Annotated in this window: 17 protein-coding genes; 8 read left to right on the plus strand and 9 right to left on the minus strand. The window is 69.9% G+C overall.

The genetic code is table 11. The features are described from left to right. Positions 1-8: 8 nt before the first annotated feature. The 8 genes from atpA to L107_RS14390 form a co-directional block, all read right to left on the minus strand. Positions 9-1526 carry a F0F1 ATP synthase subunit alpha gene (atpA, locus tag L107_RS14355; protein ID WP_159819980.1) on the minus strand — a complete coding sequence of 506 codons (1518 nt, stop codon included), beginning with the start codon at positions 1524-1526 and terminating at the stop codon, positions 9-11. A 60-nt stretch (positions 1527-1586) separates the two neighbouring features. After that, positions 1587-2135: an ATP synthase F1 subunit delta gene (atpH, locus tag L107_RS14360; RefSeq protein ID WP_159819982.1), complete on the minus strand. Its 549-nt coding sequence runs from the start codon at positions 2133-2135 to the stop codon at positions 1587-1589. After that, positions 2135-2650, minus strand: a complete 516-nt coding sequence (locus L107_RS14365) for a F0F1 ATP synthase subunit B (RefSeq protein WP_159819984.1) — start codon at positions 2648-2650, stop codon at positions 2135-2137. Before L107_RS14365 ends, atpH begins: the two co-directional genes overlap by 1 nt. After that, the gene (locus L107_RS14370) at positions 2650-3132 is read right to left on the minus strand and encodes a F0F1 ATP synthase subunit B' (RefSeq protein WP_159819986.1); all 483 of its coding nucleotides are present in this window, start codon (positions 3130-3132) and stop codon (positions 2650-2652) included. Before L107_RS14370 ends, L107_RS14365 begins: the two co-directional genes overlap by 1 nt. A 100-nt stretch (positions 3133-3232) precedes the next feature. Further along, on the minus strand, positions 3233-3478 hold the full coding sequence (atpE, locus tag L107_RS14375) for an ATP synthase F0 subunit C (RefSeq protein WP_015110594.1): 246 nt from the start codon (positions 3476-3478) through the stop codon (positions 3233-3235). Between the two features lie 154 nt (positions 3479-3632). Next, entirely contained in the window at positions 3633-4361 is a 729-nt protein-coding gene (gene atpB / locus L107_RS14380) for a F0F1 ATP synthase subunit A (RefSeq protein WP_106220301.1), read from the minus strand. A 74-nt stretch (positions 4362-4435) separates the two neighbouring features. Next, on the minus strand, positions 4436-4909 hold the full coding sequence (locus L107_RS14385; RefSeq protein WP_106220300.1) for an ATP synthase subunit I: 474 nt from the start codon (positions 4907-4909) through the stop codon (positions 4436-4438). A 46-nt stretch (positions 4910-4955) separates the two neighbouring features. Further along, a complete protein-coding gene (locus tag L107_RS14390; RefSeq protein WP_159819988.1) occupies positions 4956-6203 on the minus strand; it encodes a class I SAM-dependent methyltransferase in 1248 nt (415 codons plus the stop codon). A gap of 149 nt (positions 6204-6352) precedes the next feature. On the opposite strand from L107_RS14390, the gene L107_RS14395 reads away from it, so the two are divergent. The 7 genes from L107_RS14395 (at position 6353) to L107_RS14425 (ending at position 14472) form a co-directional block, all read left to right on the plus strand. Further along, complete coding sequence (locus L107_RS14395) at positions 6353-9373, plus strand: phycobilisome rod-core linker polypeptide (protein ID WP_159819990.1); 3021 nt, start codon at positions 6353-6355, stop codon at positions 9371-9373. Between the two features lie 384 nt (positions 9374-9757). Then, positions 9758-10243, plus strand: coding sequence for an allophycocyanin subunit alpha apoprotein (locus L107_RS14400; RefSeq protein ID WP_015110589.1), 486 nt, complete (start codon positions 9758-9760; stop codon positions 10241-10243). Positions 10244-10286: 43 nt separating this feature from the next. Next, complete coding sequence (gene apcB / locus L107_RS14405) at positions 10287-10775, plus strand: allophycocyanin subunit beta (protein ID WP_015110588.1); 489 nt, start codon at positions 10287-10289, stop codon at positions 10773-10775. 46 nt (positions 10776-10821) lie between these two features. Beyond that, the gene (locus L107_RS14410; RefSeq protein WP_015110587.1) at positions 10822-11022 is read left to right on the plus strand and encodes a phycobilisome linker polypeptide; all 201 of its coding nucleotides are present in this window, start codon (positions 10822-10824) and stop codon (positions 11020-11022) included. 153 nt (positions 11023-11175) lie between these two features. Further along, positions 11176-12402 (plus strand): FtsW/RodA/SpoVE family cell cycle protein, encoded by a 1227-nt coding sequence (locus tag L107_RS14415; protein ID WP_159819992.1) that lies wholly within the window; start codon positions 11176-11178, stop codon positions 12400-12402. A 25-nt stretch (positions 12403-12427) separates the two neighbouring features. Beyond that, positions 12428-13156, plus strand: a complete 729-nt coding sequence (locus L107_RS14420; protein ID WP_159819994.1) for a cytochrome c biogenesis CcdA family protein — start codon at positions 12428-12430, stop codon at positions 13154-13156. Continuing rightward, on the plus strand, positions 13153-14472 hold the full coding sequence (locus L107_RS14425) for a cytochrome c biogenesis protein ResB (protein ID WP_159819996.1): 1320 nt from the start codon (positions 13153-13155) through the stop codon (positions 14470-14472). The genes L107_RS14420 and L107_RS14425 overlap by 4 nt, the downstream gene beginning before the upstream one ends. A 15-nt stretch (positions 14473-14487) precedes the next feature. On the opposite strand, the gene queF is transcribed toward L107_RS14425, so the two are convergent. Further along, on the minus strand, positions 14488-14931 hold the full coding sequence (queF, locus tag L107_RS14430) for a preQ(1) synthase (RefSeq protein ID WP_236550716.1): 444 nt from the start codon (positions 14929-14931) through the stop codon (positions 14488-14490). Between the two features lie 225 nt (positions 14932-15156). Between queF and L107_RS14435 the strand changes: the two genes are divergently transcribed. Next, positions 15157-15495 (plus strand): P-II family nitrogen regulator, encoded by a 339-nt coding sequence (locus L107_RS14435; RefSeq protein WP_015110582.1) that lies wholly within the window; start codon positions 15157-15159, stop codon positions 15493-15495. The last annotated feature ends 40 nt before the right edge of the window (positions 15496-15535 follow it).

The raw sequence follows: 15535 nt of genomic DNA on the forward strand, positions 1-15535 counted from the left end.
GTGGCTCCTCAGGCGGCGGCCAGCATCGAGGAGGTGACCTCGACGATGGCTTCCTTGAGCATGGCCTCGGACTCGTCGCTCAACACCTTCTCGGTCTGCACCTTGTTGATGTACTCGGGTTTGTTGCTCTTGAGGTACTCACGCAGTTCGCGGGCGAACTGGGGCACCAGCTCCACGGGCACGTCGTCGATCAGACCCTTGACGCCTGCGTAGACCACCGCCACCTGCTCGGCCAGGATCAGGGGGCTGAACTGGGGCTGCTTGAGCAGTTCACGCAGACGCTTGCCCCGGGCCAGCTGGGCCTGGGTGGCGGCGTCGAGGTCGGAGGCGAACTGGGAGAAGGCGGCCAGTTCGTCGAACTGGGCCAGCTCCAGCTTCAGGGTGCCGGCGATCTTCTTGATGGCCTTGGTCTGGGCGGCGCCACCCACCCGGCTCACGGAGATGCCCACGTTGATGGCGGGCCGCAGGCCGGAGTTGAACAGGTCGGAGCTGAGGAACACCTGGCCGTCGGTGATCGAGATCACGTTGGTGGGGATGTAGGCCGAGACGTCGCCGGCCTGGGTCTCGATGATCGGCAGGGCGGTCATGCTGCCCTTGCCCATGGCGTCGGAGAGCTTGGCGGCCCGCTCCAGCAGGCGGCTGTGGCAGTAGAAGACGTCGCCGGGGTAGGCCTCACGACCGGGGGGACGGCGCAGCAGCAAGGACATCTGGCGGTAGGCCTGGGCCTGCTTGGTGAGGTCGTCGTACACCACCAGGGTGGCCTTGCCCTTGTACATGAAGGACTCGGCGATGGCCGCGCCGGTGTAGGGGGCCAGGTACTGCAGGGCCGCGGCTTCCGAGGCGCTGGCCGCCACCACCACGGTGTAGTCGAGGGCGCCGCGCTCACGCAGCACTTCCACCACGTTGGCCACCGAGGCGTTCTTCTGGCCGATGGCCACGTAGACGCAGACCACGTCCTCACCCTTCTGGTTGAGGATGGTGTCGATGCAGATGGCGGTCTTGCCGGTCTGGCGGTCGCCGATGATCAGCTCGCGCTGGCCGCGGCCGATGGGAATCATGGCGTCGATGGCCGTGATGCCGGTCTGCATCGGCTCATGCACCGACTTGCGCTGGATGATGCCGGGCGCCATCGACTCGATCAGGCGGGTCTCGGTGGTGGCGATCTCACCCTTGCCGTCGATCGGCTGGCCCAGGGCGTTCACCACCCGGCCCAGCATGGCGTCGCCCACCGGCACCGCGGCGATGCGGCCGGTGGCCTTGACGGTGCTGCCCTCCTGGATGCCCAGGCCCTCGCCCATCAGCACGACGCCGACGTTGTCGTCCTCGAGGTTCAGCGCCAGGCCCTCGGTGCCGTCCTCGAACAGCACCAGCTCACCGGCCATCACCTGCTCCAGGCCGTAGACCCGGGCGATGCCATCACCGATCTGCAGGACGGTGCCGACGTTGCTGACAGAGACCGACTTGTCGTAGTCGGCGATCTGCTTCTTGAGGATGGCGCTGATCTCGTCGGGGCGGATGGAAACCATGGATGGGAGTCCCCGGAGGGGAGGCGATGAAGTGAGGAGAGGAGGGGAGGGGGGGAGGCGTCAGCTCACGTTGGCGAGCGACAGGCCGAGGCGCCGGACCTGGCCGGCGAGGCTGGCGTCGATCACCCGGGAACCGACACTGAGGACGAACCCGCCGATCAGGGCGGGATCCACCGCAAGGCTGATCTCCACCTTGTCGGTGCCGGCCACGGCCTTGGCCTTCTCGGCGAGCAGCTCCTGCTGCTCCTCGCTGAGGGGGCTCGCCGAGGTCACGGTGGCCAGGGCGATCTGGTTCTGCTCGCGGTAGAGCTCCAGGAGCCGCTCCAGAACGGCATCGAGAAAACCGATGCGCTGGCGGTCGGCCAGGAGCTTGAGCAGGTTGAGGAAGGAGGGGGAGATGTCCTTGCCGAAGAGTTGCTCCAGGGCCGCCTTCTTGCCCTCGACCTCAAGAACCGGGGAGGCCATCGCCTCACGCAGGTCGCTGAAGTCGTGCCAGAGGGCGAGGATCGCCCGGGCCTGATCGATCACCGCCTCGGTGTCGCCGTTGGCGTCGCACACCTGCAGGAAGGCGTCGGCGTAGGGGGTGGTGATGGTGTTGAGCAGAGGCATCAGGCGTTCCCCATCGATTGAATGGACTGATCGATCAGCCGGGCCTGGGCGCTGGCGTCGAGGCGACCGGGCAGGCTCACCAGGGCCTTGGCGATGGCCATCTCGGCCGCCTCGCGCTGCAGCAGCCGGCTGACGCGGGAGATCTCCGAATCCAGATCGGACTGGGAGTCCTGCTTGAGGCGGGCCATCTCCTCGACGGTGCGCTTCTCGCTGTCGAAACGGATGGCCTCGGCCCGGGCCTTGCCGTCGGCGCGGATCTTCTCGGCGCGGGTGCGGGCCTCACCCAGGCTCTTCTGGGCCTCGGCCAGGGAGGCGGTGGCCGCCTTCAGGCGCTCCTCGGCATCCTTGAGTTCGGCCAGGATGCGCTCGCGGCGGCGCTCCAGGATCCCGCCGAGGAATCCCCTCAGGAACCAGGTCAGTCCGGCGATGACGATCGCCAGGTTGATGATGTTGGTCTCGAAGATGTCGAAGTTGAGGCCGAAGCTGCCGTGGCTGGCCAGGAGAGGAGAGATCATCATGAGGCGGTCAGGAGACGGTCGACGATGAGGTCGGCGAGCCTGTCGGCATCGGCCTCGAGGACGCTCAGGGCTTCGGAGCGCTGAGCGTCGATCTTGCTGCGGGCGCTTTCGCGGCTGGCGATCGCTTCGGCCTGGGCCACCGCCAGGGCCTCCCGGTAGAGACGGTCGGAATCCTGTTCCGCCTCGAGGATCACCTTCTGGGCCTCAAGTCGGGCCCCCTTCAGCTGCTCCTTGAGGTCGGCCTCGAGGCGCTCGGCCTGGGCCAGCTTCTCCTTGGCCTGGGTCCGGCTGGTGGCGATGTAGCCCTCACGGTCCTCGACGGCCTTGCCGACCGGTCGGAAGAACAGGCTGTTGAGAATGAAGGTGAGGATCACCACCTGCAGCGCCATGAGCGGCAGGGTGGCGTCGAGGTCGAACAGACCTCCCTCGGGCGACCCTGCGGTCGCACCTGCCTCGGCGAGCAGAAGCCAGCTGGTCATGGGGCAATAAGGCGGGCGGTGGTGCAGGCGTGGACGGAGCCGGGGGTGGAGAAGGGCCGCAACGGACGGGCGGCCCACTCATCCCCGCGATGGCCTCCGATCAGGAGAAGGGGTTGGCGAACAGCAGCACCAGGGCGACCACCAGGCCGTAGATGGTCAGCGATTCCATGAAGGCCAGGGAGAGCAGCAGGGTGCCGCGGATCTTGCCTTCGGCTTCGGGCTGGCGGGCGATGCCTTCGACGGCGCCGCCGGAAGCGGTGCCCTGGCCGATGCCAGGACCGATGGAGCCGAGACCGACGGCAAGACCAGCAGCCACGACGGACGCAGCGGAAGTAAGGGAATCCATGGTGGGGTTAGAAATGTGGGGCGCCGGGGAAGCGCGGAAGGAACCTTGTCGAGAACCCTGCGCCGGGGACACCTGGGAAGGCGGGCCCGGATCGAGCCGGACCTGCGCGCAGAGAGTTTGCCAGACCGAGGGAACGGGCCGGCGGGCGGGAGACCTAGTGGTGCTCCTCGTGGACGGCCTCACCGATGTAGTAGGCCGCCAGGGTGGCGAAGATCAGGGCCTGGATGGCGCTGGTGAACAGGCCGAGGAACATCACCGGCAGGGGCACCACCAGGGGCACCAGGAAGGCCAGCACCGCCACCACCAGTTCGTCGGCAAGGATGTTGCCGAACAGACGGAAGGAGAGCGAGAGGGGCTTGGTGAAGTCCTCGACGATCTTGAAGGGGAGCATGATCGGCGTGGGTTCCACGTAGTACTCGAAGTACCGGAAACCCTTGCGGCTCAGGCCCGCATAGAAGTAGGCCAGCGACACCAGCAGCGCCAGGGCGATGGTGGTGTTGATGTCGGCGGTGGGGGCGCCCAGTTCACCGTTGGGCAGGTGGACCAGCTTCCAGGGGATCAGGGCCCCGCCCCAGTTGCTCACGAAGATGAACAGGAACAGGGTGCCGATGAAGGGAAGCCAGTCGCGGTAGGCCTTCTCGCCGATGTATTCGCGGGCGATGTCGCGCAGGTAATCCCAGAGGAACTCCAGCAGGTTCTGGACGCCCCGGGGGTCGCGCTCCAGGCGGCGCGTGCCCACCACCACCACGGCGAGGAGGGCGCCGATCACGACCCAGGAGCTCAGGAAGACCTGGCCGTGGATCTTGTAATTGCCGAGCTGCCAGTAGAGGTGCTGGCCAACCTCGAGGGCGGCGAAGGGAAGGGCGAGGGGCAACGGAGCCATCGGGGATAGGACCTGGCGGAACGTCGGGGGCCGCAAGGCGGCTGAAGAGGGCCGCCGGAGCGGCTGAAGCGGGATCAGGTGTCGAGGACGGCCTGAACGATCAGGGCGGGCTTGTAGAGGAGAAAGCCCAGGACGGCGGGCAGGATCTCGAGGACGGGGAGCCTGGCGGCCGCGACCACCAGCACCACCGGCACCAGCAGCTGGGCCTTGCCCACCCCCTTGGTTTCGACGCCGAAGCGGGTGACGCTGCGGGCCAGGAGGCGGAGGTACAGGAGTCCCGCCAGGGCTCCCACCAGCAGGCTGAAAGCGGTGGGGAGGTCGAACCACAGGGCCGTGAGAGGCACCGCCAGGGCGGTGGCACAGACCGTGGAAAGAAGCATCCGGCGCTGCAGCCGCAGGTAACCGTCCATGCCGTTGTTCACCGTCGCCGGGGCGGCGGGGAGTTCAGGCTGGGGGAGAGGCTCGTTGGCCGGATGGACTGCGACCTCTTCGGTCGACGTCTCCGCGGGGGGGACGGCATCCGGGGAGGGGGTCAGGGCAGCCTGCAACCGACGAGGCTCCGTCTTGGCGTGCGGACTTTATCACTCGGCCCGTTCAGGCTTTAAGCAACAGAAGCACCCGCTCCGCCAGCAGCCGCCGCGCCACCGCCACCCGCTCGGCGGGGCCCTGGCCCAGGGGCAGCGCCCCGATCGGCGTGCCGGCGGGGGCCGCCTCCAGGGCCTCCATCAGGGCCAGCTCCTCCTCCGTGAGGGTCAGGGGACGCAGGTCGGGACCCAGCAGCGCCGTGGAGGGCCAGCCCCACAGGCAGCGGTTGCACTCGCCCCCGGCCGCCAGCAGGGCTTCGTCGGTCCACGACTGCGGCGCCGTGTCGCTCCAGGCCGCCGCCTCCGCCTCCGGTGCCCCGTCGCCCTCCTGGCGGCGCAGGAAGAACTCGAAGTGGCTGATGTCGGGATCAAGGCTCTCCACCAGGGCCCACTGCTGCCGCGCCGGCAGCGCCCGGGCCCGCTCCAGCAGTTCCCCCTGCAGCAGCCGGGCCGGATCCCAGACCTCGGGATTGGAGAAACCGGCGAAGCGGATCCCGGGCTGGTCGACGAAGCGGAACAGGCGCTCCAGGTCGTAGCTGGTCTCCTGGGGGTGGAGGTACATGTCGGCGAAGTTGGCATCGGCGGCGGTGTCGAGGGCCCAGCGCTGCTCGTGGTGCCGCCGCAGGCGGTTGGTCTCGGGCAGGGTGGCGAACAGCTCCCGGCCCAGCCGCAGACCCGCCGGTCCGGTGCCCACCCCCATCAGGGCCAGGGCCCGCTGGGTGCGGTGGATCTCCCAGCGGCCGCCGTCGGCATAGAGGAAGAGGTGCAGCAGCCCCCCCGGCCGCAGCAGGGGCACCAGGGCCCGCAGCCCCTCCTCGGGCCGGTCGAGGTGGTGCAGCACCCCCACCGAGTTGATGTAGTCGAAGGGGCCCTCCCCCGCCAGGTCGAGCAGGCTGCGCTGCTCGATGCGCAGCTCCGCCACCCGGGCGGCGGCCCCGGAGCGGGCGGTGCGCTCCCGGGCCACCGCCAGGGCGCCGGCGCTGATGTCCACCGCCAGCACGGTGGCCCCCGGGTTGAGGTGGCAGAGGTAGTCGGTGCTCACCCCGGTGCCGCAGCCGGCGTCGAGGATCCGCCAGGGCCGCGGCGGCGGCGGCAGGGACCCGTCCACGGCCGCCACCACGCTGTCCACGCACCAGCGCCAGTTGTATCCCGGCGGCGGACCGTCCTGGAGGGGGTCCCCCGGGTAGGGGAAGCGGTCGTAGAAGGCGCTCACCACCGGCGTGGCGGCATCCAGCGGGGCCTCCGGGGGGTGATCCATCAATGCCTTGGTGCGGGTTCCGGCAGCATTCCACGGCGCCGGCCGCCGTTCAGCGTGAGCGTCTCGGAAGGCTGCAAACATTTGTTCATCCCGCCCCGGGGGGCCAGGGGGCCAGCCGTAACGTGACCCAGCCCGGCTCGCTCTCGTTCATGACCGTGACCGCCAGCAGCGGCAGCACCAGGGTCGCCCCCCAGCGCTACGACACCCTGCCGCTCTCCAGCGTCCGGAAGGCGGAGCAACAGGACCGTTTCCCCGACGGCGGCGAACTGGACGCCCTGACCACCTTCTTCCGCAGCGGCCAGATCCGCGTCGAAGCCGCCCGACGGATCTCCGCCAACGCCGACGCGATCGTGGCCCGGGCCGCCAACCGGATCTTCACCGGCGGCACGCCCCTCTCCTATCTCGACGCCCCCCTCAGCACCCCCAGCGCCGGAGCGGGCGATGGGGTCGCCCTCGCCGCCGACCAGGCCGCGTTCCAGCGGTCGGTGCGCACCTTCGCCCAGGGCTCCGGCGGCAGCGGTCTGCTCGGCCGCATCCTCGAGGGTGTCCAGGCCGACGCCGACGTGCGGGTCGTGCTGCCCAGCGGCTTCAACCCCATCTCGGTGGCGATCTACGGCAACGCCCGCATGCGCAAGTCGCTGCGGGACCTGGCCTGGTTCCTCCGCTACGTGGGCTATGCCGTGATCGCCGGCGATCCCAGCATCCTGGCGGTGAACACCCGGGGCCTGCGGGACGTGCTCGAGAAGGCCTGCTCCCTGGCCGCCACCAACGTGGCCCTGCAGGAGATGCGCGCCGCCGCGGCCGGACTGTTCAAGGGGGAGCCGGACTCCCGCCAGCTGGTGATCGACTGCTTCAACGTGCTCCTCAAGGAGCTCGAGATCCCCACCCCCTCCACCCGGGCCCGCCTGGGCAGCCCGGTCAACCAGGGCCTGCAGCTGCCGGCGATCTATGCCCTCGCCGCCGAAGGCGCCCAGCGCTTCGTGATGAAGCCAGGCCTCTCCGGTGCCGAGAAGGCCGAGGTCATCCGGGCCGCCTACCGCCAGGTGTTCGAGCGGGACATCGTCAAGGGCTACTCCCAGGTGGTGTGCCCGGTGGAGGCCACCCAGGTGCGCCAGGGCCAGCTCTCGATGCGGGAGTTCATCCGCGCCCTCGGCCGCAGCAAGGTCTACCGGCGCCAGTTCTACGGCCGCTTCTCCAACAGCCGGGTGGTGGAGCTCGCCTTCCGCCACTTCCTGGGCCGCGGTGTGAGCTCGATCGAGGAGTTCCGCCAGTACTTCGCCATCGTCAGCGCCAAGGGGCTCAACGGCCTGGTCGATGCCCTGGTCAACGGCATGGAGTACGCCCGGGTCTTCGGTGAGGAGACGGTCCCCTACCTCCGCGACATCGGCGAAGAGGCCCAGGAGAGCGCCGGCTGGGGCTCCAACCGCAACCTCTTCCGCTTCAGTGCGCCATTCGAGGGGGCGCCCCAGTACATCACCCTCTACGCCTCCTACCGCCAGCCCCTCGCCGACCAGCACCCCTACGGCGGCGGCAACGATCCCCTGGCCCTCACCTACGGGGCGATCTTCCCCTCCAGCACGGCGTCGGTGGCCACCCGCCCGGCCCCCTTCAGCTACGACACCCGCCGGATCCTGATCGGCAACGGCATGGCCCAGCCCGGGCCCATGGACAGCGCCCAGTTCCGCAAGGCCACCCCGCGCCGGGTGGGGCCGAAGGTGGTGCGCCTGCGCCAGATCGCCACCGGCGGCAGCTCCACCCCCCGCCGGGGCGGCCAGCCCAGCATCCGCGGCACCGAATCCAGCACCCAGGCCGTCATCAACGCGGTCTACGTGCAGGTGCTCGGCACCGCCGGCTACGCCGGTGAGCGCAACAAGGTGGAGGAGATCAAGCTCGAGAACGGCGACATCAGCCTGCGGGAGTTCGTGCGCCAGGTGGCCCGCTCCAACGCCTTCCGCCGTCGTTACTGGAGCGGCCTGTACATCACCAAGGCCATCGAGGTGATGCACCGCCGCCTCCTCGGCCGGCCCACCTTCGGCCGCTGGGAGATCAACGCCTACTTCGACACCGCCGCCCGCAAGGGCTTCTACGGCGTCGTCGACGCCATGATCGAAGGCCGCGAATACAACGACTGCTTCGGCGAGGACACGGTCCCCTACGAGCGCTTCATCACCCCGGCCGATCGCAACGCCCGCCGCGTCCCGGGTCTGGTGCGCACCCTCGAGACGGTCGCGGACATCACCCCCCTGCAGCGGCCCACCGTGCCGGTGGCCCAGGAGATCCGCACTGTCGGCGATCTGGTCCCCCGCAACCTGCCCGCCCGGCCCAAGGTGCGGGGGCAGTGGAAGGCGGAGGTGGCCGGCGGCCAGAGTGCCTCGGCCGCCACGGGCGTCACCAGCGGTCCCGGAAGCCTTCGGGAGCCCCCGGCCCCCACCCGCAGCTGGAGCCAGTCCCCCTGGCAGCCCGGCGGTGGGGCCGCCCCCGTCTGGCGCAGCGGCGTCTCCAGCGGCGGCAATGGCTACGTGGCCCCCGCCGCCATCGGCATCGCCGGCGGCTGGAAGGCCCTGGTGGGCACCAACCTGCTGAGCGGAGCCGCCACCGCCCCCGACGGTGCCATGGCCAAGGCCCTGCGGCCGGGCGCCCCCCAGGGCTTCCGTCGCCGTCAGAGCCTGTCGAGGCCCGTACAGCTGCTCCGCGATCCCAGCGAGACCCAGGTGCAGGAGGTGGTGCAGGCGGTCTACCGCCAACTTCTGAACCGCGTGCCCTTCGCGGCCGAGCGCCAGATGGATCCCGAATCCCAGCTGCGCGACGGTCAGCTCTCGGTGGCCGAGTTCGTGGCCCAGATCGCCGGCAGCGATCTGTTCCAGCAGCGACTGCAGCGGATGGCGCCCCTGCGGGCCGCCTCGGCCGCCTACCTGGCCCTGCTCGGCCGTGCCGCCATGCCGGCGGAAGTGAGCCGGTTCCTGGCCACCCGCGCCACCGCCGGCCAGCAGGCCGCCGTCGCCGAACTGCTCAACGCCCGGGAGTACGCCACCGCCTTCGGCCAGGACACCGTGCCCTACCTGCGCGGCCTCGGCACCGAGGATGGCGTGCCCCTGACGACCGTGAACCGCACCGCCTCCCTCTACGGCGGCAACGCCGGGCTCACCCCCTCGCTGAAGGGCGCGATCTGATCAGCCCCCGGGCCATAATGGGCGCCCGACGAGGGGTGCCCATCGGCGCATCCGATGATCCCCCGGGTCTGACCCGGGGGGTTTCTTTTGGTCCGTCTCTACAACGAGACGAAGAGATTGGGCTGTCGATGCACCTGCGGTGCCGAGGACGGCAAGCTGAAAAGATGAACAATTGCTGCGCCTGGACGGTGATAACAACTCCCGCCAAAGCCGTTGCAAGCCAAGGGATCTCGCGGGCCGATCCGCCGTGAAGAACTGTTACCGGCCCCCATGGGAGCGACGGCCCTTGCCACAGAATGATGCGACGGTCGGCCAAGCCGATCACCCTTACCCACCGGATACCGGTCTCCTTCACGGTGACCGCTTGTTTCGAGGCAGAACTGCATGAGCATCGTCTCCAACTCGATCATCAACGCGGACGCCGAAGCCCGCTACCTCAGCCCTGGCGAACTTGACCAGATCAAGTCGTTCGTGGCAGGGGGTCAGCGTCGTCTGCGCGTCGCCCAGGTCCTGGCTGAAAGCCGGGAGCGCATCGTGAAGCAGGCCGGAGGCCAGCTTTTCCAGAAGCGCCCCGATCTCGTCTCCCCCGGCGGCAACGCCTACGGCGAGGAGATGACGGCTTCCTGTCTGCGCGACATGGACTACTACCTCCGCCTGGTCACCTACGGCGTGGTCGCCGGGGATGTGACCCCGATCGAAGAGATCGGCGTCATCGGGGCCCGCGAGATGTATCGCGCCCTCGGCACCCCCCTCGAAGCCATGGCGGAAGCCGTGCGCGAGATGAAGACCGCAGCCACGGGCCTCCTCACCGGCTCCGACGCCGAAGAGGCCGGCTTCTACTTCGACTACGTGGTCGGCGCCCTCTCCTGAGGTTTCACCTCCCTATCGTCCAAAGCCATCAAACCCAGGATCCATGCAAGACGCCATCACCAACGTCATCAACCAGGCCGACGTCCAGGGGCTCTATCTCGACGGCAGCTCCATGGGCCGCCTTGAGCAGTACTTCGCCAGCGGTGAGCTGCGGGTGCGTGCCGCCGCCACGATCAGCGCCAACGCCTCGGCCATCATCAAGGAAGCCGTCGCCAAGGCCCTGCTCTACTCGGACATCACCCGTCCGGGCGGCAACATGTACACCACCCGCCGTTACGCGGCCTGCATCCGCGACCTCGACTACTACCTGCGCTACGCCACCTACGCCATGCTGGCCGGTGACACGTCGATCCTCGACGAGCGCGTGCTGAACGGCCTCAAGGAGACCTACAACTCCCTGGGTGTGCCCATCGGCGCCACGGTGCAGTCGATCCAGGCCATGAAGGAAGCCACCGCCTCCCTCGTCGGTCCCGATGCCGGTCGTGAGATGGGCGTCTACTTCGACTACATCAGCTCCGGCCTGGGCAACTGATCCCCAGCAACGCCCCCACCACGGCACGTTTTCCGAGGATCACCCCATGCGCCTGTTCAAGATCACGGCTTGCATCCCCTGCCCCGAAAAGGTGCGCAGCCAGAGGGAGCTGCAGAACACCTACTTCACCAAGTGGGTGCCCTACCACAGCTGGTTCGCCGAACAGCAGCGGATCATGAAGCAGGGCGGCAGGATCCTGAAGGTGGAACTGGCCACCGGCCGTCGTCAGCAGAACTGCGGCAACTGAGGACGCCACGGCGCCCCCACCCATCCGCCCGGCCCATGGCCGGGCTTTTTTGTTGGCCTCGAGCGGCCGGCCTCCGGCGGCCCCGGCGGCGCCAAGGGCGCGGGCGGCGAAATGTTCACCGCGACTCGACAAACCCACCTCCGTCACGGCTGAATGGGCCATTCCCGGAACCCTCCCGCGGCCTTGTCCACCCCTGCCCCCCGCCTGCTGAACGGCCGTCCCGGCGCCGGCCTGCTGCCGCTGCCCTGGCAGCAGTGGCCCGCGGAAGCCCGCCTGCTGCTCGGCCTGGTGGCCCTCTGGAGCCTGGTGGGCCTGCTGGTGCTCACCTCCGCCAGCTGGTGGGTGGCCGAGCGGGAGATGGGGGACGGGGCCTACTACGTCAAGCGCCAGGCCATCTGGCTGGTGGCCAGCTGGGGCCTGCTCTGGCTGGCCATGCGCACGACGATGCGGCGCTGGCTGCACCTGGCCGCGCCGGCCCTGCTGGTGGGGGCCCTGATGGTGGCCGCCACCCTGGTGGTGGGCACCACCGTCAACGGGGCCAGCCGCTGGCTGGTGCTCGGCCCGGTGCAGCTGCAGCCCTCGGAGCTGATCAAGCCCTTCATCGTGCTGCAGGGCGCGGTGATCTTCTCCCACTGGCGCCGCATCGCCCTCGACCAGAAACTGCTCTGGATCGGCATCTTCGGGGTGGTGATCCTGCTGATCCTCAAGCAGCCCAACCTCAGCACCGCCGCCCTGCTGGGCCTGCTGCTGTGGCTGATGGCCCTGGCCGGCGGCCTGCCCCTGACGCTGCTGCTGGGGGCCGCCGGCGGCGGGATCGTGCTGGGCAGCATCAGCATCATGATCAACCCCTACCAGCTCGACCGGGTCACCTCCTTCCTCAACCCCTGGCGCGTCGCCCAGGGGGATGGCTACCAGCTGGTGCAGAGCCTGCTGGCCATCGGCTCGGGGGGCGTGCTCGGCTCGGGCTTCGGGCTCTCCACCCAGAAGCTCCAGTACCTGCCCATCCAGACCACCGATTTCATCTTCGCGGTCTTCGCCGAGGAGTTCGGTTACGTCGGCTCGGTGATGCTGCTGCTGTTCCTGATGATCTTCGGCTTCGTGGGCCTGCGGGTGGCCCTGGCCTGCCGCAGCAACCAGCACCGCCTGGTGGCCATCGGCTGCACCACCCTGCTGGTGGGCCAGTCGATCCTCAACATCGCCGTGGCCAGCGGCTCGATGCCCACCACCGGCCTGCCCCTGCCGATGATCAGCTACGGGGGCAACTCCCTGCTCAGCAGCCTGTTCCTGGCGGGCCTGCTGCTGCGCTGCTCCCTGGAGTCCTCCGGGCTCGAACCGGTCCGGCCCCGCCGGCGGGCCCCCCGGCCTGCCCCGATAGGCTGAGCCCTGATGACAATCTGAATCGGCCATGTTCAGCCCCGGGCTGCCGTTCGCCGACTGGGCCCGCAGCAGCGAACTGCTGCTCCAGGGCTCCCTGGCCCACCCCGGCCCCCTGACCCTGGCGGTGGTGTTCAGCGGCGGCCTGCTCACCAGCCTCGGCCCCTGCTCCCTCTCGCTGCTGCCCGTCACCCTGGCCTACCTGGCCGGCTTCGGCACTGAGGGCCAGGGCCGTGCCCCCTGGCAGCGCAGCGTCAGCTTCGCGGCCGGCATCGTGGCGGCCCTGGTGCTGCTCGGCCTGGCCAGCGGCCTGATGGGCCGCCTCTACGGCCGCATCCCCGGCCAGCTGCCGCTGCTGGTGGCCGTCGTGGCCGTGGTGATGGGCCTCAACCTGCTGGGTGTGCTGCGGCTGCCGTTGCCGGCCGGGCCCGACCCCGAACGCTGGCGAAGGCGGGTGCCGGCGCCGCTGGCGCCGCTGGCGGCCGGCCTGGCCTTCGGCCTGGCGGCCACCCCCTGCACCACCCCGGTGCTGGCCGTGCTGCTGGCCTGGATGGCCCAGACCGGCCAGCCCCTGGTGGGCCTGGTGCTGCTCGCCTGCTTCGGCGCCGGCCAGGTGATGCCCCTGCTGCTGGCCGGCACGGTGGCCGCCTCCCTGCCGGGGCTGCTGCAGCTGCGCCGCCTGGGGCAGTGGGTGCCGCCGATCAGCGGCGTGGTGCTGCTGGCCAGCGGCGGCCTCACCCTGCTGTCGGTGCTGCCATGAGCGGCACGGCAGCCTCGCCCTGGCGCCCCCTGCAGCGCCTGGCCGCCTGGATCTCCGACCTGCGCCTGGCGATCGGCCTGCTGCTGGTCATCGCCATCGCCAGCGGCATCGGCACGGCCGTCCCCCAGAAGGAGGAGGCCAGCTTCTACCACCAGCTCTACGACCCCGCCCCCTGGCTGGGGGTGCTGGACGGCGACGGGGTGCTGCGCCTACAACTGGATCATGTGTATTCCAGTGGCTGGTTCCTGGCCCTGCTGGCCTGGCTGGGCCTGTCGCTGATCCTCTGCAGCTGGCGCCGCCAGTGGCCCGCCCTGCAGGCCTCGCTGCGCTGGATCGACTACCGCAGCCCGCGCCAGCTCAGCAAGCTGAGCGTGGCCGAAACCCTCGTCACCAACCATCCCGTCGCCGGCCTCGAGCGGCTGGAGGCCGATCTGCGCGGCGCCGGCTGGCAGATCCACCGCCAGGACGACCGCCTGGCGGCCCGCCGGGGGGTGCTCGGCCGGGTGGGTCCCCTGCTGGTCCATGCCGGCATGGTGGTGCTGATGGTGGGGGCCGCCTGGGGCGCCCTGGGGGGCCAGCGGCTGGAGCGCTTCCTGGCCCCGGGCCGGGAGCTGGAGCTGCTGGACAGCCGCGGCAGCACCCAGGTGACCCTGGCCCTCGACGACTTCCGCATCCAGCGGGATCCCGCCGGCCGGCCGGAGCAGTTCTCCTCCAACCTGCGGCTGATCAGCCCCGGCGATGGGGCCCCCACCACCGAAGCCGCCATCAGCGTCAACCACCCCCTGCGCTACCGGGGGATGACGCTCTACCAGGCCGACTGGTCCCTGGCGACGATCAGCCTGCAGCTGGGCCGCAGCCCGGTGCTGGAGCTGCCGCTGCAGACCTTCCCCCAGCTGGGCGACCAGCTCTGGGGGCTGGTGCTGCCCACCCGCCCCGATGGCAGCGAACCGGTGCTGCTGAGCCTCACCAGCGAACAGGGGCCGGTGCAGGTGTTCGGCCCCGATGGTGTGGCCCTGGCCCAGCTGGTGCCCGGCGGCGAGGCCCAGGAGGTGAAGGGGCTGCCGATCCGGGTGGCGAGCGTGCTGCCCGCCAGCGGCATCCTGTTCAAACGGGACCCCGGCGTGCCCCTCGTGTACACGGGCTTCGCCATCGCCCTGGCGGGGGGTGCCCTGAGCCTGGTGGCCACCCGCCAGCTCTGGGCCATCGCCGATGGGCCCGGGGGCCGGCTGCACGTGGCGGGCCTGTGCAACCGCAACCTCACCGCCTTCGCCGCCGAGCTGCCGGCGCTCCTGCAGCGGCTGGAAGCCCAGGCCTGACTCAGCAGCCCTGACTCAGCAGGGCCGGCGCTCGCCGTGGCTGACCCGCACGACGGTGTGGACGTTGCCGCGGGGGTTGAAATCGGCCTCCAGCTGCATCCAGAGGGGGTCGCAGGCGGCCACCAGGTCGTCGAGGATCCGGTTGGCGGCCTCCTCGTGGGAGATGGAGCGGTGGCGGTAGCTGTTGACGTAGAGCTTGAGGGCCTTGAGCTCCAGCACCCGGGGGCCGGGCTGGTACAGCAGCCGCAGGACGGCGAAATCGGGGTAGCCGGAGAAGGGGCAGGTGCAGGTGAACTCCGGCAGTTCAATGGACACCTCGTAGGGCCGGCCCTCCCGGGGGTTGGGGAAACAGATCAGCTGGGCCTCGGCGATGGCCCGTTCGCCATACAGGGGGGTCACGGTCTGGGGCGGGGCCGGCGGCGCGTTGCCCTGGGGTTGGTCGGCGACACCGGAAGCCATGGTCGGGAGGAGCGGGAAGGGGTTTTTGACCGTACAGGAGCTGGCGGAGGAGGCGGAGCCCCGAACGGCGGCCCATCGCGGCCCGGCCCTCCCGTCAGCGGCCCGGAGCGGGCGTAGCAACCGTTACGACGACCCCGGCAAGGCTCGGCGGTAATGGAGCCGTCCCCCCTTCAGGCGGGGACTCTGAGAGACTCCAACCGTCGCCTTCCTGACCGCAGCACAGCCATGAAGAAAATCGAGGCCATCATCCGCCCCTTCAAGCTCGAGGACGTGAAGATCGCCCTTGTCAATGCGGGCATCGTCGGCATGACCGTGAGCGAGGTGCGCGGATTCGGCCGTCAGAAGGGGCAGGTGGAGCGCTATCGCGGGTCCGAATTCACGGTGGAATTCCTGCAGAAACTCAAGCTCGAGATCGTCGTCGACGACGACCGGGTGGCCACGGTGGTCCAGGCGGTGCAGGACGCGGCCCGCACCGGCGAGATCGGTGACGGCAAGATCTTCATCAGCACCGTGGATTCGGTGATCCGGATCCGCACCGGCGACCTCGACAGCGGCGCCATCTGAACGCTCCCCGCTCCTGATCCCCTGACCCTGGCCGCGGTCC

This window comes from Cyanobium sp. Copco_Reservoir_LC18 (genome assembly GCF_009834675.1).
In the GTDB taxonomy this organism is placed as follows: Bacteria; Cyanobacteriota; Cyanobacteriia; order PCC-6307; family Cyanobiaceae; genus Cyanobium; species Cyanobium minutissimum.

Excerpts from the sequence above, each read along its gene's own strand:
- atpA (WP_159819980.1), bottom strand. The coding sequence starts at position 1,526 with ATGGTTTCCATCCGCCCCGACGAGATCAGCGCCATCCTCAAGAAGCAG.
- atpH (WP_159819982.1), bottom strand. The coding sequence starts at position 2,135 with ATGCCTCTGCTCAACACCATCACCACCCCCTACGCCGACGCCTTCCTG.
- L107_RS14365 (WP_159819984.1), bottom strand. The coding sequence starts at position 2,650 with ATGATCTCTCCTCTCCTGGCCAGCCACGGCAGCTTCGGCCTCAACTTC.
- L107_RS14370 (WP_159819986.1), bottom strand. The coding sequence starts at position 3,132 with ATGACCAGCTGGCTTCTGCTCGCCGAGGCAGGTGCGACCGCAGGGTCG.
- atpE (WP_015110594.1), bottom strand. The coding sequence starts at position 3,478 with ATGGATTCCCTTACTTCCGCTGCGTCCGTCGTGGCTGCTGGTCTTGCC.
- atpB (WP_106220301.1), bottom strand. The coding sequence starts at position 4,361 with ATGGCTCCGTTGCCCCTCGCCCTTCCCTTCGCCGCCCTCGAGGTTGGC.
- L107_RS14390 (WP_159819988.1), bottom strand. The coding sequence starts at position 6,203 with ATGGATCACCCCCCGGAGGCCCCGCTGGATGCCGCCACGCCGGTGGTG.
- L107_RS14395 (WP_159819990.1), top strand. The coding sequence starts at position 6,353 with ATGACCGTGACCGCCAGCAGCGGCAGCACCAGGGTCGCCCCCCAGCGC.
- L107_RS14400 (WP_015110589.1), top strand. The coding sequence starts at position 9,758 with ATGAGCATCGTCTCCAACTCGATCATCAACGCGGACGCCGAAGCCCGC.
- apcB (WP_015110588.1), top strand. The coding sequence starts at position 10,287 with ATGCAAGACGCCATCACCAACGTCATCAACCAGGCCGACGTCCAGGGG.
- L107_RS14410 (WP_015110587.1), top strand. The coding sequence starts at position 10,822 with ATGCGCCTGTTCAAGATCACGGCTTGCATCCCCTGCCCCGAAAAGGTG.
- L107_RS14415 (WP_159819992.1), top strand. The coding sequence starts at position 11,176 with ATGGGCCATTCCCGGAACCCTCCCGCGGCCTTGTCCACCCCTGCCCCC.
- L107_RS14420 (WP_159819994.1), top strand. The coding sequence starts at position 12,428 with ATGTTCAGCCCCGGGCTGCCGTTCGCCGACTGGGCCCGCAGCAGCGAA.
- L107_RS14425 (WP_159819996.1), top strand. The coding sequence starts at position 13,153 with ATGAGCGGCACGGCAGCCTCGCCCTGGCGCCCCCTGCAGCGCCTGGCC.
- queF (WP_236550716.1), bottom strand. The coding sequence starts at position 14,931 with ATGGCTTCCGGTGTCGCCGACCAACCCCAGGGCAACGCGCCGCCGGCC.
- L107_RS14435 (WP_015110582.1), top strand. The coding sequence starts at position 15,157 with ATGAAGAAAATCGAGGCCATCATCCGCCCCTTCAAGCTCGAGGACGTG.